This is a genomic window from Streptomyces sp. NPDC058371, from assembly GCF_042723265.1.
In the GTDB taxonomy this organism is placed as follows: domain Bacteria; phylum Actinomycetota; class Actinomycetes; order Streptomycetales; family Streptomycetaceae; genus Streptomyces.
In genome coordinates this window covers 75,937-96,102 of sequence record NZ_JBHXJC010000005.1, presented here as the reverse complement: position 1 = coordinate 96,102, position 20,166 = coordinate 75,937, and the positions used below count along the sequence as shown (strand labels likewise).

18 protein-coding genes are annotated in these 20,166 nt (G+C 72.0%); 9 read left to right on the top strand and 9 right to left on the bottom strand.

The annotated features are described in order from the left end of the window. Positions 1-4: 4 nt before the first annotated feature. A complete protein-coding gene (locus ACFWM2_RS17725) occupies positions 5-571 on the bottom strand; it encodes a septum formation initiator family protein (protein WP_383280044.1) in 567 nt (188 codons plus the stop codon). Between the two features lie 88 nt (positions 572-659). Next, on the bottom strand, positions 660-1,616 hold the full coding sequence (gene rsmH, locus ACFWM2_RS17720; RefSeq protein ID WP_383280041.1) for a 16S rRNA (cytosine(1402)-N(4))-methyltransferase RsmH: 957 nt from the start codon (positions 1,614-1,616) through the stop codon (positions 660-662). A gap of 421 nt (positions 1,617-2,037) precedes the next feature. Between rsmH and ACFWM2_RS17715 the strand changes: the two genes are divergently transcribed. The 4 genes from ACFWM2_RS17715 (at position 2,038) to ACFWM2_RS17700 (ending at position 7,615) form a co-directional block, all read left to right on the top strand. Continuing rightward, on the top strand, positions 2,038-2,583 hold the full coding sequence (locus tag ACFWM2_RS17715; RefSeq protein ID WP_383280039.1) for a beta-class carbonic anhydrase: 546 nt from the start codon (positions 2,038-2,040) through the stop codon (positions 2,581-2,583). 243 nt (positions 2,584-2,826) lie between these two features. Continuing rightward, the gene (locus ACFWM2_RS17710; RefSeq protein WP_383280036.1) at positions 2,827-3,867 is read left to right on the top strand and encodes an AAA family ATPase; all 1,041 of its coding nucleotides are present in this window, start codon (positions 2,827-2,829) and stop codon (positions 3,865-3,867) included. After that, positions 3,867-5,228, top strand: coding sequence for a DUF58 domain-containing protein (locus ACFWM2_RS17705; RefSeq protein ID WP_383280033.1), 1,362 nt, complete (start codon positions 3,867-3,869; stop codon positions 5,226-5,228). The genes ACFWM2_RS17710 and ACFWM2_RS17705 overlap by 1 nt, the downstream gene beginning before the upstream one ends. Next, positions 5,225-7,615: a DUF3488 and DUF4129 domain-containing transglutaminase family protein gene (locus ACFWM2_RS17700; protein WP_383280030.1), complete on the top strand. Its 2,391-nt coding sequence runs from the start codon at positions 5,225-5,227 to the stop codon at positions 7,613-7,615. The genes ACFWM2_RS17705 and ACFWM2_RS17700 overlap by 4 nt, the downstream gene beginning before the upstream one ends. Positions 7,616-8,013: 398 nt before the next feature. Here the strand turns inward: ACFWM2_RS17700 and ACFWM2_RS17695 are convergent, their stop codons facing one another. From ACFWM2_RS17695 to ACFWM2_RS17685, 3 genes are all read right to left on the bottom strand, one after another. Further along, entirely contained in the window at positions 8,014-8,409 is a 396-nt protein-coding gene (locus ACFWM2_RS17695; protein WP_383280027.1) for a DUF3040 domain-containing protein, read from the bottom strand. A gap of 275 nt (positions 8,410-8,684) precedes the next feature. Then, complete coding sequence (locus ACFWM2_RS17690; protein ID WP_383280024.1) at positions 8,685-9,455, bottom strand: class I SAM-dependent methyltransferase; 771 nt, start codon at positions 9,453-9,455, stop codon at positions 8,685-8,687. A gap of 310 nt (positions 9,456-9,765) precedes the next feature. Next, entirely contained in the window at positions 9,766-10,305 is a 540-nt protein-coding gene (locus ACFWM2_RS17685; protein ID WP_383280021.1) for an SAV_6107 family HEPN domain-containing protein, read from the bottom strand. A 188-nt stretch (positions 10,306-10,493) separates the two neighbouring features. Here ACFWM2_RS17685 and ACFWM2_RS17680 point away from each other — a divergent pair, with 188 nt between their 5' ends. The 5 genes from ACFWM2_RS17680 (at position 10,494) to ACFWM2_RS17660 (ending at position 16,662) form a co-directional block, all read left to right on the top strand. Next, positions 10,494-11,375 carry an ATP-binding cassette domain-containing protein gene (locus ACFWM2_RS17680; RefSeq protein WP_383280018.1) on the top strand — a complete coding sequence of 294 codons (882 nt, stop codon included), beginning with the start codon at positions 10,494-10,496 and terminating at the stop codon, positions 11,373-11,375. After that, on the top strand, positions 11,347-13,431 hold the full coding sequence (locus ACFWM2_RS17675; protein WP_383280015.1) for a YhgE/Pip family protein: 2,085 nt from the start codon (positions 11,347-11,349) through the stop codon (positions 13,429-13,431). The genes ACFWM2_RS17680 and ACFWM2_RS17675 overlap by 29 nt, the downstream gene beginning before the upstream one ends. A gap of 23 nt (positions 13,432-13,454) precedes the next feature. After that, positions 13,455-14,090: a TetR/AcrR family transcriptional regulator gene (locus ACFWM2_RS17670; protein ID WP_383280012.1), complete on the top strand. Its 636-nt coding sequence runs from the start codon at positions 13,455-13,457 to the stop codon at positions 14,088-14,090. Between the two features lie 382 nt (positions 14,091-14,472). After that, positions 14,473-15,087, top strand: a complete 615-nt coding sequence (locus ACFWM2_RS17665) for a DUF4126 domain-containing protein (protein ID WP_383280010.1) — start codon at positions 14,473-14,475, stop codon at positions 15,085-15,087. An 81-nt stretch (positions 15,088-15,168) separates the two neighbouring features. After that, positions 15,169-16,662 carry a phytoene desaturase family protein gene (locus ACFWM2_RS17660; protein ID WP_383280008.1) on the top strand — a complete coding sequence of 498 codons (1,494 nt, stop codon included), beginning with the start codon at positions 15,169-15,171 and terminating at the stop codon, positions 16,660-16,662. A gap of 102 nt (positions 16,663-16,764) precedes the next feature. On the opposite strand, the gene ACFWM2_RS17655 is transcribed toward ACFWM2_RS17660, so the two are convergent. The 4 genes from ACFWM2_RS17655 to ACFWM2_RS17640 form a co-directional block, all read right to left on the bottom strand. Next, positions 16,765-17,715, bottom strand: a complete 951-nt coding sequence (locus ACFWM2_RS17655; protein ID WP_383280005.1) for a hypothetical protein — start codon at positions 17,713-17,715, stop codon at positions 16,765-16,767. Between the two features lie 56 nt (positions 17,716-17,771). After that, positions 17,772-18,695 carry a methylenetetrahydrofolate reductase [NAD(P)H] gene (gene metF / locus ACFWM2_RS17650; protein ID WP_383280002.1) on the bottom strand — a complete coding sequence of 308 codons (924 nt, stop codon included), beginning with the start codon at positions 18,693-18,695 and terminating at the stop codon, positions 17,772-17,774. A 141-nt stretch (positions 18,696-18,836) separates the two neighbouring features. Further along, positions 18,837-19,493 carry a thiamine phosphate synthase gene (gene thiE, locus ACFWM2_RS17645; RefSeq protein WP_383279999.1) on the bottom strand — a complete coding sequence of 219 codons (657 nt, stop codon included), beginning with the start codon at positions 19,491-19,493 and terminating at the stop codon, positions 18,837-18,839. A 91-nt stretch (positions 19,494-19,584) separates the two neighbouring features. Next, complete coding sequence (locus ACFWM2_RS17640) at positions 19,585-19,956, bottom strand: Rv2175c family DNA-binding protein (protein WP_383279996.1); 372 nt, start codon at positions 19,954-19,956, stop codon at positions 19,585-19,587. Positions 19,957-20,166: the final 210 nt, after the last annotated feature.

The window sequence follows — 20,166 nt, the reverse complement described above, 5'->3', positions numbered from 1 at the left end:
TCCGTCACCTGCCGTTTGTGGTGGGCTGCGTGAAGGGGGCGGTGGTGGGGAGCTGCGGGGTGGGCGCGGCCGGGGAGAACTGCGCGGGGGGCGCGCTCACGGCCGGCGCCGGGGTCTGGGTCGGGCCGGGGGGCGTCGTCGGGGTCGCGCTGGGCGCGGGGGCGACGACTTCGGGCGGCAGCACCTGGTTGTGCACCGAGGACTGTTCGGCGGCCGCTCCGGGGACGCCCTTGACGGTGCCGTCGGGATTGAGGAACGCGGGGTCGCCGCCGGGGACCATGCCCAGCTCCCGGGCGCGGCGCTGGAGGGCGTCGGGGGCCGAGTAGGAGTCGACGTCCCGCTGGAGCTCCTGCTCCTCGTCCGTGAGGTTCTTCGTCTCCTTCTGCAGGTCGTCGAGCCGGAACGACCCTTCACTGAGCGCGGAGTTCAGCACGAGCAGCCCGATCAGACCGCCGCCGAGCAGCAGCACGACCAGCAGGACGAAGGGGGTGCGGGCGGCTCTTCCCGCTCCGGCGGGGAGCAGCCGCGCGAGCCGGGCGGCCCGGCCCCTCAGTACGGGTTTCCTACTCACGGACCCTCCCGGCGAGTTTGGGTTTCCCACTCATCGGCCACCCCGTGAGTTCGGCTTTCCTACTCACTCACGCTCCCCTTCGTGCGCCTCACTCGGCGTCCTCGCGGATGCGCTGCGCCCCCCGCAGCCGCGCGGGAGCCGCGCGCCGGTTCTCCGCGACCTCTTCCTCGGTGGGAAGTTCGGCACCGCGGGTGAGCAGCTTGAGCCGCGGCTGGTAGCGCTCCGGCACGACCGGCAGTCCGGGCGGGGCGGTGGAGGCGGCACCGGCCGCGAGGACCTGCTTGACCAGCCGGTCCTCCAGGGAGTGGTACGACAGCACGGCGATCCGGCCCTCGACGGCGAGCGTCTTCACGGCGGCGGGGATCGCCCTCTCCAGGACGGTCAGTTCGCCGTTGACCTCGATGCGCAGCGCCTGGAAGGTGCGCTTGGCGGGGTTGCCGCCGGTGCGCTTGGCGGCCTGCGGCAGCGAGTCGCGGATCAGCTCGACGAGCCGAGCGCTGTTGCTGAAGGGCTCCTTCTCGCGTTCGCGCACGACGGCGGACACGATCCGCTTGGCCTGCTTCTCCTCGCCGTACGCCCGCAGGATCCGCACCAGTTCGCCCGGCGGATACGTGTTGAGCACTTCGGCCGCGCTGATGCCGGTCGTCTGGTCCATGCGCATGTCGAGGGGGGCGTCCTGGGCGTACGCGAACCCACGGTCGGCCTCGTCGAGTTGCATGGACGAGACGCCGAGGTCGAACAGCACGCCCTGGACGTGCGGGAGCCCCAGGCGGTCGAGTACGTCGGGGAGGTCGTCGTACACCGCGTGCACCAGGGTGGCGCGGTCGCCGAAGGGGGCGAGCCGCTCCCCGGAGAGGCGCAGCGCCTCCTTGTCGCGGTCGAGGGCGACGAGCCGGGCCTCGGGGAAGCGGGCCAGCAGTGCTTCGCTGTGCCCGCCCAGGCCGAGGGTGCAGTCGACGACCACGGCTCCCGGCCGCTCCAGTGCGGGGGCCAGCATGTCCAGGCACCGCTGGAGCATCACCGGGACGTGTCGACTCTGGCTCAAGGGGCCCTCTCAGGTCCGCGCGGCCGTACGCACCGCCGGGTCCCCGCCCGCTCGAGAAGGGGAGGCCTGCCGGCGCCGGGTGAGTGGCGTCAGCCGACCGGGAGCGGGAGGAGGCCGAGCCGTACGTACGCACCGCGCACGCGGGGAGAATCCGGAAAAGCACCGGGTTCTCCGGGTAAAAGTCCAGCAGGGAGAGCCTCGTCTCCCGCTTCGCGTCACTTTAGTCCACGGTGTCTCGCGGTCAATCAACCGGCATGCGCGTCGCGTACCCCGCTCTCCGTGAAGCGGCGAATCGGAAAGAATCATCCGTACGGTTGAGTGGCCACCGCCCGTGTGGGTTACCTCACAACAAGCCACGATGACGTTTTTTGTCCTCTCTCACAGCAGGACTGCGCCCCGCGTGACCAGTAACGTCATAGCCATGACGACTTCTGCATCCGTGCCCGCAGAGCCCGAAGGCGCCATATCCACTGGCACCGTCACCGACCGGCTCGTCGACGCGAACCAGCAGTACGCCGCCGCTTTCAGCGACCCCGGGATGGACGCCCGTCCCGTCCTGCGCGTGGCCGTCGTGGCCTGCATGGACGCCCGGCTCGACCTGCACGCCGCGCTCGGCCTGGAACTGGGCGACTGCCACACCATCCGCAACGCGGGCGGAGTCGTCACCGACGACGTGATCCGCTCCCTCACCATCAGCCAGCGGGCGCTCGGCACCCGCAGCGTCGTTCTCATCCATCACACGGGCTGCGGCCTGGAGGCCCTCACCGAGGACTTCCGGCACGACCTGGAGATGGAGGTCGGCCAGCGCCCCGCCTGGGCCGTGGAGGCCTTCCGGGACGTCGAGCAGGACGTACGGCAGTCCATGCAGCGGGTGCGCACCTCGCCGTTCCTGGTGCACACCGACGACGTCCGCGGTTTCGTCTTCGACGTGAAGACCGGTCTGCTGCGCGAGATCGACCCCGCCTGAGCGCCTCTCCCGGCCCGTATGCCACTGTCCACACGGAAACTCCCGGGTGTTCCCGGGCCCAAAAGGCCGTAAGACCTGACATAAGGCGGCCAGTTATCCACAGGCGAGTGACACGAACCGGTAACGGCAACAAGAATGCGGGTGTGGCGTCACGCAGAACTATTCGCGCGTGGTGTCCGTGTTTCGGGGTGGGCCGTTCCGCATCACAGAGCGTCGGCCCGGGAAAGGGCCGAGGAGGGCCGGGTGACGACCTATGACGATCGAGCGAGCCTCACTGATCTGACCGCCACTGCGGAGCGTGTCCGCAGTTCGGTGGAAGAGGTGATCGAAGGCAAGCCAGAGGTCGTACGGCTTTCGCTGACCGTGCTGCTCGCCGAGGGGCATCTTCTGATCGAGGATGTCCCGGGCGTCGGCAAGACCATGCTGGCCAAGGCATTGGCGCGGTCCATCGACTGTTCGGTGCGGCGTATTCAGTTCACACCCGACCTGCTGCCCTCGGACATCACAGGTGTGTCCATCTGGGACCAGCAGCGCCGGGACTTCGAGTTCAAGCCGGGGGCGATCTTCGCGCAGATCGTGATCGGCGACGAGATCAACCGCGCCTCGCCCAAGACGCAGTCGGCGCTGCTGGAGTCGATGGAGGAGCGCCAGGTCACCATCGACGGGCAGACGTACGAACTGCCCAGCCCCTTCATGGTGGTGGCCACGCAGAACCCGGTCGAGATGGAGGGCACGTACCCGCTGCCCGAGGCCCAGCGCGACCGCTTCATGGCCCGGGTCTCCATCGGCTACCCCAGCGCGGAGGCCGAGCTGCAGATGCTGGACGTGCACGGCGGGGTCTCGCCGCTCGACGACCTCCAGCCGGTGGCCCACGCGCACGACATCGTGAAGCTGATCGACGCGGTGCGCACGGTGCACGTCGCCGACCCCGTCCGGCGGTACGCGGTGGATCTGGTCGCGGCCACCCGGACGCACCCCGACCTCAGACTCGGCGCCTCGCCGCGAGCCACGCTGCATCTGCTGCGCGCGGCGAAGGCGTCCGCAGCCCTGAGCGGCCGGGAGTTCGCGCTGCCGGACGATCTGCAGGCACTCGCCGTGGCCGTGCTGGCCCACCGGCTGCTGCCCACCGCGCAGGCGCAGCTGAACCGGCGTACGGCCGAGCAGGTCGTCCAGGAGATCCTGCAGCGCATCCCGGTGCCCTCGGCGCCCCAGCAGCAGGGCGGCGCCTTCACCATGGGCCGTGGCACTCCCGCGTTCGGCCCACAGCCGCCGCGGAGGCTGTGATGACGTCAGGGGGGACCGGACACGCGGAGGAGTCCAGGGGCGGGCTGCGCACGGCGCTCGCCGGGCTCACCACCCGCGGTCGCTCCTTCCTCGCCGCCGGAGTGGCGGCCGCCATCTGCGCGTACGTCCTCGGGCAGAGCGATCTGCTCCGGGTCGGCCTGCTGCTCGCCGTGCTGCCGCTGGTGTGCGCGACGGTGCTCTACCGCACCCGCTACCGGGTCTCGGGCAGCCGCCGGCTCTCCCCCGCGCGCGTCCCCGCCGGTTCGGAGGCCCGGGTCCATCTGCGCATGGACAACGTCTCCCGGCTGCCCACCGGTTTGCTGATGCTCCAGGACCGGGTGCCGTACGTGCTCGGTCCCCGGCCCCGGTTCGTCCTGGACCGGGTCGAGGCGGGCGGCAACCGTGAGGTGTCCTACCGCGTGCGCTCGGACCTGCGCGGCCGCTATCCGCTCGGTCCGCTGCAACTGCGCCTCACCGACCCGTTCGGGATGTGCGAACTGACCCGCTCCTTCTCGACGTACGACACGCTGACGGTCATCCCGCGCGTGGAGTCGCTGCCGCCGGTGCGCCTGAGCGGCGAGGCGAAGGGGTACGGCGACGGACGGCACCGTTCGCTCGCGCTGGCCGGCGAGGACGACGTGATCCCGCGCGGGTACCGGCACGGCGACGATCTGCGCCGCGTGCACTGGCGGCTGACCGCGCGGTACGGCGAGCTGATGGTCCGCCGAGAGGAACAGCCGCAGCGCGCTCGGTGCACGGTGCTGCTCGACACCCGCGGCGTCGCCTTCGCGGGCGCGGGCCCGGACTCGGCCTTCGAGTGGGCCGTGTCGGGCACGGCGTCGACGCTGGTGCACATGCTCGAACGGGGCTTCTCGGTACGGCTGTTGACGGACACCGGGAGTTCGGTGCCGGGTGAGGGCACCGACGGTTTCGCCGGTGCGAGCCAGGAGTCGGCCGACGCGGCGGGGCTGATGATGGACACCCTCGCCGTCGTCGACCACTCGGACGGCACGGGCCTGTCCCGCGCCTACGACGTGCTGCGCGGGGGCAACGAGGGCCTGTTGATCGCCTTCCTCGGGGACCTGGACGAGGAGCAGGCGACCGTGCTCGCCAAGATGCGCCAGCGCAGCGGCGGAGCCCTCGCCTTCCTGCTGGACAGCGACGCCTGGGTGCGGGAACCCAGCGATGTCCCCGGCCCGTTGGACAAGAGCGAGGAACAGCTGCGCATGCTGCGCGAGGCGGGCTGGACCGCGGTGAAGGTGCCGCGGGCGGCGCAGTTCGCCGACCTGTGGCGGCAGGCGGACCGGCAGCGCATCGGCGCGGCGTCGACGGGGAGCACGTCAGGGGGCGGTGGCTCATGAGCGGGCGGGCACGACTGGCGCTGTGTGCCGCGGCGGCGACGCTGATGGCGTCCTGCGCCCTGCTCCCGCTGGTGGACCCGGCGACCTGGATCCTGCAGGCGGCGCTGCTGCTGGCGCTGCAGACGGGTGTGGGCGCGCTGACCCGACGGGTCCCGCTGGCACGCCCGCTGACCGTGGCCGTGCAGGCACTGGCGACCCTGATGCTGCTGACCCTCACCTTCGCCCGCCGGCAGGCCATCGTCGGAGTGATCCCCGGTCCCGACGCGTTCCACCGCTTCGGCATGCTGCTCCAGGTAGGTGCGGACGACGTGGGGCGGTTCGCGATCCCGGCGCCGCTGTCGGACGGCATCCGGCTGATGCTCGTCGGCGGTGTCCTGGTCATCGGGCTCGCGGTGGACGCGCTCGCGGTGACGTTCCGCAGCGCCGCCCCGGCCGGGCTGCCGCTGCTCGCGCTGTACTCGGTGGCCGCCGGACTGGCCGGCGGCGGCGCCGCGTGGCTGTGGTTCCTGCTCGCGGCCACCGGCTATCTGATGCTGCTCCTGGCCGAGGGCCGCGACCGGCTCTCCCAGTGGGGACGGGTCTTCGGCGGGGCACCCCGGGCTCCGGGCGCGGGCTCCGCCGGCGGAGTCGTCGCCCCGGTCCGCACCGGGCGGCGCATCGGCGCGGTCGCGCTGGGCGTCGCCCTCGTGGTGCCGCTCGGCCTGCCTGCCCTGGACGGCGGCCTGCTGGGCGCCGCGGGCACGGGTGTCGGCGCGGGCACGGGCGGCGGGGGGACGATCTCCGCGGTGAACCCGCTGGTCTCGTTGCGCGACAGCCTGAACGTGAACGAGGACCGCCAGGTCCTGTCGTATCGCACCAGCACCGAGGACACCCAGGAGATGTATCTGCGGATCGTCTCCCTGGACGACTTCGACGGGACGGCCTGGAAGCCTGCCCAGCGGCACATCGAGGCCGTGCCGGACACGTTCCCCACGCCGATCGGCCTCGGTTCCGACATCCGGCGGACCGAGATCCGCACGAGCATCTCGGCCGCGGACTGGTACGCGCAGGACTGGCTGCCGATGCCCTATCCCGCCAGCGCGGTGAACATCAGCGGCAATTGGCGGTACGAGCCCGTGGGGCGCACGCTCGTCGGCGACCACGGCCAGAACACGCGGGGCGTGCAGTACGACGTCACCAGCCTGGTCGTGCAGCCCACGGCCGAGCAGCTCGCCCTCGCCCCGGAGCCGTCGGCGTCCCTGAAGCGCGAGTTCACCAAGGTGCCGGAGTCGCTGCCGGCGGAGGTGGCACAGACCGCGCGCGACGTCACCGAGGGCTCCGCGAACAACTACGAGAAGGCCGTCAAGCTCCAGGACTACTTCGCCGTGAACGGCGGCTTCACGTACGACACCCAGGTGCAGGTCGGCAGCGGCTCCGCCGCGATCGCGCGTTTCCTGAAGGAGAAGGAGGGCTTCTGCGTCCACTTCTCCTTCGCGATGGCCGCGATGGCCCGCACGCTGGGCATACCCGCCCGGGTCGCGGTGGGCTTCACTCCCGGATCCCCGCAGCCGGACGGCTCGATGTCGGTCGGCCTGCGCGACGCGCACGCCTGGCCCGAGCTGTACTTCGAAGGCGTGGGCTGGACCCGCTTCGAGCCGACCCCGAACCGGGGGACGGTGCCGGAGTACACGCAGACGGACACTCCCGGCAGTAACGTCCCGGACGTCCCGAGGCCGACCCAGTCGTCGTCCACGGCTCCGTCCGCCGCTCCGTCGGCGAGCGAGAGCTGCTCGGCCCAGCAGAAGAAGCTGGAGGCGTGCGCGAGCGACTCGGCGCAGGCCGCGATCGGCTCCGGTGATGACGGCCCGCCGTGGTTCCTGGTCCTGGCGCTCACGCTGGCGGGGCTCGCCGTACTGGCGGTGCCGTTGCTGCCGATGCTGTGGCGGATGCGGGTCCGTGCTGTGCGGCTCGGCGCCCACGGCCGTACGGAGGAGGGCGCGGCGGCGCACACCCTGGCCGCCTGGCAGGAGGTGACCGACACGGCGTGGGACCACGGGATCGCGCCGGACGACTCCCAGACACCGCGGAAGGCCGCCGCCCGCCTGGTCCGTCTGGGGCATCTCGAAGAGGACGCGGAGGCATCGGTGCACAGGCTGGCGGCGGCGGTGGAGCAGGTGCTCTACGCTCCGCGGCCTCGTCCGACGGCGGGACTCGCGGAGGACGGCCGCCGGGTCGTGGCCGCCCTGCACGCGTCCGTGCGCCGTTCCACCCGGCTGCGCGCCCTCGTGGCGCCGCGTTCAGCCGTCCGGGTGGCCTGGGCGGCATCGGCCCGCTGGACGGCCCTGACAACCACCCTGGCAGCCCGCCGAGCGGCCCTGCTCCGCCGCCCGTCCAACCAGAACCCCTGACCCACCCCGGCCCGCGCCCCCTGCCCCACCTGGGCGGGGGGCGCGAGCTGCTGGGCACTGTGGGCCACCGCTGCGAGCTACCGCCGTGGACCACCGCTGCGAGCGACCGCTCCGGGCTACCGCTGTGGGCAATCGTCCGGCAGGGAGGGACGGGTGGGCACAGCCACCAGCGCCGGGTGCCTCCGCATCCAAGGGTTCCCAGCAACGCCCCCGGCCCGGGGGAGGTTCGGCGCCCCCACAGGCCCGGGACGGGACCCGGACGCCCGACGCGCGCCGCCGCAAGGCAAGGCACGCATGGGGCACGCATGAGGCAACGGCATGCGTGAGGGGGTGTCCTGCCCACACGGGGCAGGACACCCCCTCACGCGACGTAAGACGGCCGCGAACGCCCGGAGGGCCTAGTGGCCCTGCTGCTCGTCGCGGCGACGCTGCCAGCGTTGCTCGATACGGTCCATCAAGGAGCGGCGCTGCCGCGGCTGACGCCGACCGCTGGGCGCACCCGCGGCGGGCTGTTCACCCGGCTTGGGCGCCTTGCGCCAACCGGTGACGGCAAGCACCGCACAGCCCAGCATGACGAGGAACCCCACCACACTGATCCAGATCTGCTGTGCGACCATTCCGGCCATGAGGAGCGCGATACCCACCAGAAAGCCCGCGACCGCCTGGTAGACCCGTCGCCGGGTGTACGTACGCAGCCCGCTTCCCTCAAGCGCTGTCGCGAACTTGGGATCTTCGGCGTACAGCGCTCGCTCCATCTGCTCGAGCATTCGCTGCTCGTGCTCCGAGAGCGGCACGGAGTCCTCCTCATCGTGCAGTCGCCGGGGCGACTGGGGGTCCCCTTCAGGATAGGCAGGGAATCGCCCCCGTGAAACCCGCCCCTCTACGCCAATTAGCCAACCGGAACCCGTCATGACGGTCTCGGCCCACTGAAGCGTGCATTCCCCAGCGGCCGCCCCGTCATGCCGGGAGGTCTCCCTCGATCATACGGCGCAGAGCGCCCGATCGGGGGGCCTGTGGCGTACTCCATGTGCAGCCAAGGGCCTGATCAGCGGCGCGCCGCAGGAGGGGGTCAGACCCCTCCTGTCCCCCGCGTCTCACCGAGCACATGGAGTTGCGTGGCCACGGAGTGGAACGCGGCGACCTCGGCCGCCGCGGCCTCCAGCTTCAGCAGTGCCTCCATGGCGCCCGGTTCGGTGTCCACGAGGACCCCGGGGACCAGGTCGGCGAAGACCCGCACACCGTGTACGGCGGCGACGCGCAGGCCCGCGCCCTCGACCAGCGCGGTGAGCTGTTCGGCGGTGAAGCGGTGCGGCACGGGATCACCCTCGCCCCAGCGTCCGTCCGGGTCGTCCAGCGCCTGCCTGGCCTCCTTGAAGTGCCCGGCGAGGGCCCGCGCGAGCACGGCGCCGCCCAGCCCGGCGGCGAGCAGACTGAGGACGCCCTCGTCGCGCAGCGCGTCCACCACGTTGCGGACGCCCTCGGCCGGGTCGTCCACGTACTCCAGGACGCCGTGGCACAGCACCGCGTCGTAGCCGCCGCGCTCGACCACGTCGAAGAGGCCGTGCGCGTCGCCCTGGACGCCCTTGACTCGCTCGGCGACGCCGGCTTCGGCGGAGCGGCGCTCCAACGCGAACAGGGCGTTCGGGCTGGGGTCGACGACCGTGACGCGGTGGCCGAGGCGGGCCAGGGGCACCGCGAAGTTGCCGCTGCCGCCTCCGGTGTCGAGGACGTCGAGCGACTCGCGCCCCGTGGCCTTCACGCGGCGGTCGAGGGCGTCCTGGAGGACCTCCCACACCACGGCGGTACGGAGAGAAGCGCGGGGGCGCATCGGGTCCGACACGGCAGTTGACTCCTCGGCGCGGCACCGCCTGTTTGTCGGGCGGAGCGATCGGGACGCCTCCCACCGGCGGGAGGCTGTATGCGCGTCCCACCTTATTGCCTCCGTCGCCGGACCCGGCCCCCCGTCTCACGCGCCGGGAAAGCAGGCGGGCCGCGGTCCCGACACCGGTCGGCCCCGCTCGGTCCGCACGCGGCGCTGCCGCCCACGGCACTCGGCCCGCTCGCCACCACAGGCCCGCAGCACCCTCGCTCACAGGCGTCCGGCCGACCGCTCGCGGTCACAGACATCCGGCGCTCCCGCCCGCCGGCACTCAACCCGCGTCCTGGACCCCGCGGTCGACGTCCTGGCGGGGTTGGGGCAGCACCGGCTGGAGGACCAGCATCCGCTCGACGAGGCGCAGGAACATCGCCACGTCGCGTATCAGATCGTCGGCGTCGCGGTTGGTCGCCGCGCCCTGGATGCCCGCCTCGGCGCGGGCGCGGCGGCCCGCTCCGGCGGCGAACAGCGCGCTCCACTCGGTGAGTTCGGGAGCGATTTCGGGGAGCACTTCCCAGGCGCTCCGGATGCGTGCCCTGCGTCGCTGGGTGGGTTCGGGGCGGCCTCGCGCGGCGAGCACGGCGGCGGCGGTGCGCAGGGCGGCCAAGTGCGCAGTCGCGTAGCGCTCGTTGGACGCCTCGAGGGCGGTCGCCTCGTCGAGTCCGGAGCGGGCCTGGGCGAGCAGGTCGAGGGCGGCGGGCGGCGCAGTGGTCCGGCGCAGAACGGGGTGCACGTCGCTCGCGGGGCCGGTCGGTGAGGGGGCAGGGCCGGTGGCGCGGCGCCGACGGGCGGCGGCTGCGGATGAGTTGGCCATGACGAACCTCCTGTCGTCGTGTGACGGCACTGTGGCCGTATGTGCCCATCGTGAGGTATGCCACTGACAATCCGTTCTGACCAGGGCTTTTGCTTCGATCGAAGGTTCGAGATAGTTTTTGCACTGACCAGTCAGTTCAAAAATGGGGGCCTTGACCGGGTCCCCGGCTCAGGGGAGCGAGGGGGGACATGGGCGAGCCACAGGGGTCGGCCGCGGTCGCCGTCAGTGCGCGGGGGTTCGGGCTCAAGGGCCCGCGCGGCTGGGCGTTCAGGGGCGTCGACATCGATGCGGAGCCCGGCTCGCTGATCGCGGTCGAGGGGCCGTCCGGTTCCGGCCGGACGTGTCTGCTGCTCGCGCTCAGCGGCCGGATGAAGCCCACCGAAGGGCGGGCCTCGGTCGGCGCCTTCGGGCTGCCCCGGCAGATGTCCGCCGTACGCGGGATCAGCGCGCTCGCCCATGTCCCCGGCGTCACGGACCTGGAACCGGCCTTGACCGTAGGGGAGCATCTGCGCGAACGGGCCCTGCTGCAACGGCGGTTCACCGGTTCCGTGGGCGAGTCCCTGCGGGACCTGCTGCGGCCGCGCGCCGAGCGGGCCGCCGAGGCGAGGCTGCGTGTCGACACCGCGCTGACGGCGGCCGGACTCGACCGGTCCGCGCTCCCCAAGGGCTCCCGGACCGCCGTGCGCGATCTGGAGCGGCTGGAGGCGCTGCGGCTCTCCGTGGCGCTGGCTCTCATCGGCGGCCCGCGTCTGCTGGCCGTCGACGACACGGACCTCAAGCTCTCCGACACCGAACGGGACGAGGCCTGGGCCCTGTTGAGGTCGCTGGCCGAGTCCGGCATCACGGTCGTGGCGGTGTGCAGCGAGGCTCCCGAGGAAGCGGTCGTCGTGTCCACGCACCCCGAGGCCGAGCCCGACGAGCACCCGGGCACCGCCGGCCGCGAAGAGACGGCCGACGCCGAGCCGCACGAGCACCGGAATGCCGCAGGCGGCCACGAGACCGACGCCGAGCAGGACCGCGACGACGACAAGGAGACGGCGGATGCGCTCCCCGAAACTGGCCGCGCTTGAGATCAGGCGATTCGGCAGGGGGACGCTGCCCCGCGCGGCGCTGGCCGCGCTCCTGCTGCTGCCCCTGCTCTACGGCGCCCTGTACCTGTGGTCGTTCTGGGACCCGTACGGGCGTCTCGACCGCATCCCCGTGGCACTCGTGAACGCCGACCAGGGGGCGACGGCCGCCGGCAAGAAGGTCACCGCCGGCGACGACATCACCAAGGGGCTGCGCGACAGCGACACCTTCGAGTGGCACGAGGTGAGCGCCGCCGAGGCCCGCGAGGGCGTCGAGGACGGCACGTACTACCTGTCGCTCACCATGCCGGAGGACTTCAGCGAGCGCATCGCCTCCAGCTCCGGGGACTCCCCCGAGACGGGCGCCCTCCAGGTGCGTACGAACGACGCGAACAACTACATCGTCGGGCAGATATCCCGGACCGTGTTCAGCGAGGTGCGCACGGCCGCGTCCACGAAGGCCTCGCGGTCGTTCCTCGACAGGATCTTCATCTCGTTCTCGGACATCCACGGGAAGACGGAGAAGGCCGCCAAGGGCGCCGACAAGCTCACGGGCGGGATCGGCAAGGCCAAGAAGGGCTCCAAGGACCTGGCCGACGGCCTCAAGGACGCCAAGGCGGGCAGCGGGAAGCTGGCCGGCGGCCTGAAGAAGCTCAACAAGGGAGCGGGCGATCTGGAGGACGGCTCGCAGCGCGTCGCGGACGGCACCCAGACGCTGGCGGACAAGGTCAACGGGATCGCCGACGAGGTCGGGCCCTTCCTGAAGGACAACGAGAACACGATCGGTGACACCGCCCAACTCATCGCCGACTCCGCGGCCGGGATCCGCCACAACCTCGACAGCCTGGTGAAGGCGGCGCCGACCGCCGCCAAGGGCGCCCACGCGGCGTCCGACACGCTCGACAGCGTCTACAAGGCGCGCTGCGAGACCCCGGTGATCCCCGACCCCGCGTGCCCGGACCTGAAGAAGGCCAAGCAGGCGGCCGCCGACTCGGCCAGGATCGCCGACGACGTGAACACGCTGGTGGCCGACCAGGACGGCGACCTCGACAAGCTCGACAAGAACCTGGCCACCCTCCAGAAGCAGGCCCAGGCGCTCGCCGACCGCTCACCGCACCTCTCCGAGGACCTCGACGACGCGGTCTCGAAGATCAACAAGCTCAACAGCGGTGCCGGCAAGGTCGCCGAGGGAGCGAAGACACTGCACACCGGACTCGGCACGGCGAAGACCGGCGCCGCGGACCTCGACGAGGGCGTCGGCAAGCTCAAGACGGGCGCGGTCGACCTCAACGGAGGCATGTACAAGCTGGCCGACGGCTCCGGAAAGCTCGCGGGCGGACTGCACGACGGCGCCGGCAAGATCCCCGACTACGACCAGCAGGACCGCGACCGGCGCACCGACGTCATGTCCGACCCGGTACAGCTCGCCTCGCGGGACCTGCACAAGGCCCCCAACTACGGCACCGGATTCGCCCCGTACTTCATCCCGCTGTCCCTGTGGGTGGGCGCGATGGTGGCGTACATGCTGATCCCGCCGCTCAACCGGCGCGCGCTCGCGGCCGGCGCCCCGGCATGGCGGATCGCGGTGGCGGGCTGGCTGCCGGTCGCGGCGCTTGGCGTCCTGCAGACCGTCGCCCTGATGTCGGTGCTGCACTGGGCGGTCGGCCTGGAGATGACCCGGGCGGCCGGGACAGTGGGCTTCCTGTGCCTGGTGACGGCGTGTTTCGCGGCGATCGTGCAGTGGCTGAACGCGCACTTCGGAGCGGCAGGCCGGATCCTCGTACTCGCCCTTCTGATGCTCCAGCTGACCTCGGCCGGGGGCACGTACCCCGTGCAGACCAGTCCGGGCTTCTTCAACGCGATCCACCCCTTCCTGCCGATGAGTTACGTCGTCGACGCCCTCCGCAGGCTCATCACGGGCGGCGGTCTCGGCCCGGTCTGGCAGGCCTGTGCCGTCCTCGCGGCCTTCACCGCGGGTGCCCTCGCCCTGACCGCCCTGTCCGCCCGCCACAAGCAGGTGTGGACGCTCGACCGACTGCACCCGGAGCTGACCCTGTGACCGTTCCTGTGACAATCAAGGCCATGGACAGCACCAGCGCCACGGGGGCCGGCAGCAGCCGTCGCGAGGCGACCCGGCAGAAGCTCTACGAAGCGGCCGTCACCCTCATCGCCGAACAGGGGTTCTCGGCCACCACGGTGGACGAGATCGCCGAGCGCGCCGGCGTCGCGAAGGGCACGGTCTACTACAACTTCGCGAGCAAGTCGGTGCTCTTCGAAGAGCTGCTTCGGCACGGGGTGGAACTGCTCACCGCGTCGCTGAGGGAGGCGGCCGAGCGGACCGCGCGGGACGGCGGCAGCAAGGTCGACGCGCTGGACGCGATGATCCGGGCGGGGCTCGTCTTCATCGACCGCTATCCGGCCTTCACCCAGCTGTACGTCGCCGAACTGTGGCGCACCAACCGCGCCTGGCAGTCCACGCTCATGGTGGTGCGGCAGCAGGCCGTCGCCGTCGTGGAGGGCGTGCTGCGCGACGGCGTGGCGAACGGCGAGCTCAGCGACGAAATCGACATCCCCCTGACGGCGGCCGCCCTGGTCGGCATGGTCCTGGTGGCCGCCCTGGACTGGCAGGCGTTCCAGCCGGAGCGCTCCCTGGACGATGTGCACGCGGCGCTCTCCCGGCTCCTCCAGGGACGCGTCGGCGGCAGCCGCCAGGACTGATCCTCCGGCCGGCTCCCGCACACACGAGAGCGCCGGTTCGATGTGGCCGCGTCCCCCGCGGGCCACCTCGAACCGGCGCTTCGCCGTACTCCCCCGTACTTTCCCCCGTACCCCGTCGGGCCCCCGTGCGGTCATTCACCGGGCCCCCCGTGCCTCGCTCCCGCCGACGAGAGTCGGCGGAAGGAGCGGTCCAGGGCCTGCCCCGTTCCGCCGCCCCGTGTCGGCGGTGCCGGAGCCGTGCCCCTTTCCGTGTCTCCACTCTGTCGTTTCCGCCGGCCGGGCCCATCCGCGTGGGTACTCATCTCCCTCCCTGAGTACGTGTACTCAGACCTGCGCACTCAGACCCAGGACGCACCGTCGCCAAGTGGTTACGATCGCGTCCGTGTCCGTACTCCCCCTGGTCTTCACCAGCGGCTGGGCCAGCGGTGTCAACGCGTACGCGGTGGTGCTGCTGCTCGGCGTCTTCGGTGCGACCGGCCTCAGTGACGACGTTCCGGAGTCCCTGCAACGCCCTGAGATCCTGATCACAGCCGGCGTCCTGTTCCTCTGCGAGGCGGTCGCCGACAAGATCCCCTACGTCGACTCGGTGTGGGACTCGGTGCACACCGTGATCCGGCCGGTGTCGGGTGCGGTGGTCGGGGCGCTGCTCGCCGGGCAGAGCGGTTCGCTGCCTGATCTGGCGGCCGGCGCGATCGGCGGTTCGACGGCCCTGGCGAGCCACGCCGTCAAGGCCGGGACCCGGATGGCGATCAACACCTCGCCGGAGCCGTTCAGCAACATCCTGATGAGCACCGCCGAGGATCTCGGGGTCGCCGGGATCCTCACCTTCGCGATGTTCCATCCCCAGGCCGCGGCGACCATCGCGGGTGTCCTGCTGCTCGCGGGGCTGCTCCTGCTCTACTTCCTGGTCTCGCGCATCCGGCGGTTCCTGCGCCGCCGGGCCCAGCGCCGTGAGGAGAAACGGCTGGCGGAGCAGGTGGGACCACCGCCCGGCTGACCCGCCGACCCGAACCCCGGCCCGACCGGGAGCGAACGGGCGGTCCCGTGGCTGTCAGTGGCGGCCGATAAAGTCCCTGGCATGGCACGGATTGCGGTGATCGGCGCCGGGATGGGCGCGATGGCGTCCGCCGCCCGGCTGGCCGTCGCGGGCCACCGGGTGGTGGTGTACGAGCGCGCGGCGACGTACGGCGGAGCGGTGGGCCGCTTCGAGCGCGACGGCTTCTCCTTCGACCTGGGCCCGGGGCTGCTGCCCCTGCCTGCGGTCTACCGCGATCTGTTCGTCAAGACGGGCAAGGAGCCGCTGGAGGCCTGCGTCGAGCTGGTCCAGGTGGACCCGTCCGCGCATCACGTCTTCGCCGACGGCACCGAGGTCGCCGTACCGAACGCCTCGCGCGCGGGTGTCGTGGCCGCCCTGGACGAGGCCCTCGGCGCCGGCTCGGGCGGCCGGTGGGGCGACTTCCTGGTGCGGGCCCGGGAGGCCTGGGACCGGACACGCCGGCCGCTCCTGGAGGAGCCGTTGTGGCCGAACTGGTCGGTGCTCGCCGACCGCGAGCCCTACCCGGCGGTGCCGCACAGGCGGCTGCTGCGCACCCGGCGGGCCACCACCCTCGCCGAGGTGGGCGCCTGGGAGCTGCGTGACCCGCGTCTCACGGCCCTGCTGGAGAGCCACGCGCTCGCGTACGGGCTGGATCCACGCGTCACCCCGGCGAGCGCCGCCGTGCTGCCCTATCTGGAGCACGCCTTCGGCGCGTGGTACGTGCGCGGGGGCATCCGGGAGCTGGCCCGCGCGGTCCACGAGCGGTGCGTCGCCCGCAGGGTGGAGTTCGTCTTCGGCGCCGAGGTGACCGGGATCGTCGAGAAGGACGGCCGGGCCGCGGGCGTGGAGCTCGCCGACGGGACGGTCGCGGACGCCGACTTCGTGGTCGCCGGGGTCGCGCCCGCGGTCCTGGACCGACTCACCCCGGGGACGGCGGTCCGCGGTGAGGGCGAGGTCCCCCCGCAGCGCGGGGCGTCGAGCCGGCTGACCGTGCTGCTGGCCCTGCGGGGCGCGCGGCCGCCGGGGGCGGCGCACCGGACGGTGGTGCATGCGGCGGACCGCGACGACGAGTTGGACCGGCTCTTCGGTGCGCACCCGGGCCTCCCGGACGCACCCACCGTCACGGTGCTGCGCCCGGACGACCCCGCGTCCGCGCCCGGCCCCGAGCACGAGGCGCTCACCCTGACCGTCACCGTGCCGGCCGGCCTGGAGGTCTCCGAGCCCGATGTCGAGCGGGTGCTGGAGGTCGCCGGCCGCGCGCTGCCCGGTCTCCGCGACCGCCTGCTGTGGCACGAGGTCCGTACGCCGCTGGACATCGCCCGGGCGACCGGCGCGGACGGTGGCGCGGTCCCGGCGCCGGCACTCGCCGCGTCGGACGGCCGCCTGCTGCACGCGTCGAACGTCACCCGTCTCCCGGGGCTGTTCGCGGCGGGCGGCTGGGCGCATCCGGGCGGCGGGCTGCCGCACGCGGGGATGTCGGGCGCGCTGGTCGCCGGACTCATCGTGGAGGGGCCGGAGTTCCGCGGCTCGCAGTGATGCGACGGCTACCGCGGTGACTGTTCCGCGGCTCGCAGTGATCCGACCGGCCACCGCGGTGACTGTTCCGCGGCTCGGCGTCGGAAGAAACAGATCAGGACGTCAGTAGCGGTACTGCTCGTCGAAGCCGTTGCCGTTGTTGTTCCCGTTGTTGTTCCCGTTGCCGTTGTTCCCGTCGCCCTGGTACGGGTACTGCTGCTCCGGCGGGAGTTCGCCGCCGTACTGGTCGTCGGTGGTGCGCTGCTGGGGCACCCAGACCCCGCCGGACGGGGTCTCGCCGCCGTAGCCGCCGGCCGCGTACTGGGACTGGTCATAACCCTGCTGGCCGTAGTCCTGCTGACCGCCGTAGGAGTTGTCGTACGTGGCTCCGCCGTAGGTCTGCGTGCCGATGTACGGGTCGGAGTAGGCGGCGTACTGCTGCTGCCCGGCGTCGTAGCCGTACTGCTGCTGGTCGTATCCGGAGTAGCCGTCGTACGCATAGGCCTGCTGGTCCTGCGTCTGGGCGGCGCCGGCGTAGGACGGATCGGTGGCCGCCGCGTAGGCGTTGTCGCTGTAGACGCCGTACGAGCCCGTGTCGTCGGGCAGGGGCTGCGGCTCGTACACGGCGGTGCTCTCGGCGGCCGAGGGCATCGCGCCGGGGTGGGCGGGGGTGAAGACGTCGTCGCGGTCGTAGTCGTCGTCGTCCGCGTACTGCTCCGCGGCGTTCGCTTCGAGGTCGGTGACCTCCAGCGTCGGGTCCTGGCGGTCCGGCTCGCCGCGACGGCGCTTGCTCTTGCCCGCGCTCTTGCCCGCGCCCGGCCGGTTGCCCACGGCCCAGCCGGCCGCGAACCCGCGGCGGAAGGAGAGCGTGACGTACGTCTGGCCGACGGCGAAGGCGGCCGCGCCCAGACCGATCACGATCACGGAGGGGATCAGCACCCCGAGGACGACACCGAGGAAGCCGACGAAGGCGAGCAGCCGCCAGCGCAGCCGCGCCTTGTACTGCAGCAGCACCTCGCCCAGCAGCCACAGCGCGACAATTCCGAACGCGATGTAGAGGACCGTCCAGCCCATGTACGCCCCTCTCCCAGTGACCGCTACGCAGTGTGTCGCATGCCGGTGCGGCCGGTCTAGGCCTGCTGTGAGTGGTGCAGGCCCAGATTCTCGTAGATTTCCAGCGTCGCCGTGGAGTTGTTGAGCGTGATGAAGTGCAGTCCGGGGACTCCCTCGGCCAGCAGCCTCGCGCAGAACTCGGTGGCGAAGTCGATTCCAATCGAGCGTACAGCCGCCGGATCGTCTTTGGCTGTGACGATCCGCTCTTTCAACTCGGCCGGAATGGAGGCGTTGCTGAGCTTCGGGAGCCGCTCCAGCATCTTCACGCTGGTGACCGGCATGACCTCGGGGATGACCGGCGTCTCGCAGCCGGCGGCGACGACGCGGTCGCGCAGCCGCAGATACGACTCGGGCTGGAAGAACATCTGGGTGATCGCGTAGTCGGCGCCGGCCCGGCACTTGTCGACGAAGTGCGAGACGTCCAGGTCCCAGGTCGGGGAGCGCGGGTGCATCTCGGGGAAGGCGGCCACGCCCACGCAGAAGTCGCCGGACTCCTTGATGAGCCGGACGAGTTCGGCCGCGTAGGTCAGGCCGCGGGGGTGCGGCACCCAGTCGGCCATGGGGTCGCCCGGCGGGTCGCCGCGGACCGCGAGCATGTTCCGGATCCCGGCGTCCGCGTACTGGCCGATGATGTTGCGCAGTTCGGCGATGGAGTGGTTGACCGCCGTGAGATGGGCGACCGGCGTGAGGGTGGTGTCCGCGACGATCTGCTCGGTCTCCTTGACCGTGCCGGCGCGCGTGGAGCCGCCGGCGCCGTAGGTGACGGAGACGAAGTCGGGTGCGACGGCCTCGACCCGGCGGAGGGCGTTCCACAGGTTCCGCTCGCCCTTGGCGGTTTTCGGCGCGGAGAACTCGAACGAGTACGTCTTCTTGCCGGTCGCGAGCATGTCGCGCACGGTGCGTGCGCGATCAGTCCTGGTGGAGGCAGATCCGAGGGCCATATCCGCAGGTTAGCCAGGGGACGCCGGTCCCCCAACCGAACCGATGAGATTTGTCCGATTTGTCGACTTCTTGTCCACCCTTCGGACACGCAGCGTCAAGCTCCGGCGCCTTAGGCCGCCCGGAACCGTCTCGCGAGCTGCTCACGCCGCCCGGAGCCGCTTCGCGAACTCTCCGGCCGCCGCCGCGGGGTCGTCCGCCTCGGTGATCGCCCGCACGACGACGACACGGCGGGCGCCCGCTTCGAGCACCTCGTCCAGATTGCCGAGGTCGATGCCGCCGATGGCGAACCAGGGGCGATCGGTGCCCAGCGAGGCGGTGTGGCGCACCAGGTCGAGGCCGGGTGCGTGCCGGCCGGGCTTGGTGGGCGTGGGCCAGCAGGGGCCCGTGCAGAGGTAGTCCACGCCCTCCTGGACCGCGGCGGCCGCGGCCTCGGACCCGGCGTGCGTGGAACGGCCGATCAGGACGTCCTCGCCGAGGATCGCGCGGGCGGCAGGGACGGGGAGGTCACCCTGGCCCAGGTGCAGCACATCGGCGCCGACGGCGTGGGCGACGTCCGCACGGTCGTTCACCGCGAGGAGCTTGCCGTGGCGCGCGCAGGCGTCCGCGAAGACCTGGAGGTGCGCCAGCTCCTCGGCCGCCTCCATGCCCTTGTCGCGCAGCTGCACGATGTCGACCCCGCCCGCCAGGACCGCGTCGAGGAACTCGGCGAGGTCGCCCTGGCGCCTACGGGCATCCGTGCACAGGTAGACCCGGGCGTCGGCGAGCTGCTGGCGGGCGGTGGCGGCGGTCTCGGGCATGGGTGTGTGTCCCCCGTGGTCGGTGGCGCGTACGGACCGCGGCGGCCGGGTGAGCGGCGAGCCGTGGTCCGTACGCCGGACGGTTGTCGGATCAGACGGCGAGCGCCTGGGCGCGGCGCTTCACCTCCGTGCCGCGATTCTCGCTCAGAGCCTGCGCGGGGGTGCCGGGCAGGGTCGAGTCGGGGGTGAAGAGCCACTCGAGCATCTCTTCGTCGGTGAAGCCGTCGTCCCGCAGGAGCGTCAGGGTGCCGGTCAGGCCCTTGACGACCTTCTGCTCGACCCCGTCGATAAAGGCGGCGGGGACGTGCAGCGCGCGGTTCTCACCACGGCGTACGGCAATCAGCTGGCCTTCCCTGACCAGCTGCCGGACGCGGGTCACCTCGACGCCGAACTGTTCGGCGATGTCGGGGAGGGTGAGCCAGGCGGGGACGAGAGCATCGATCTTTGCGTCAATCTCGGTCACGGGACAAGCCTGCCATCCCGGACTGACAGTCGGAAGCCAGACCCCTCCGACCAGGGGTGACGGACCAGGGCCCGCCCGGCGGATCATGCGCCGGGTCGTGGGGTGTGGCACGCACACTCGCGGCGTTGTCGTCGGCCGTGATGGCTCCGCTTTGCGCGGCACGCACCCCACCCCGCTCGGCCCAGTCTCCGGGCACCGTGCGGACGGAAC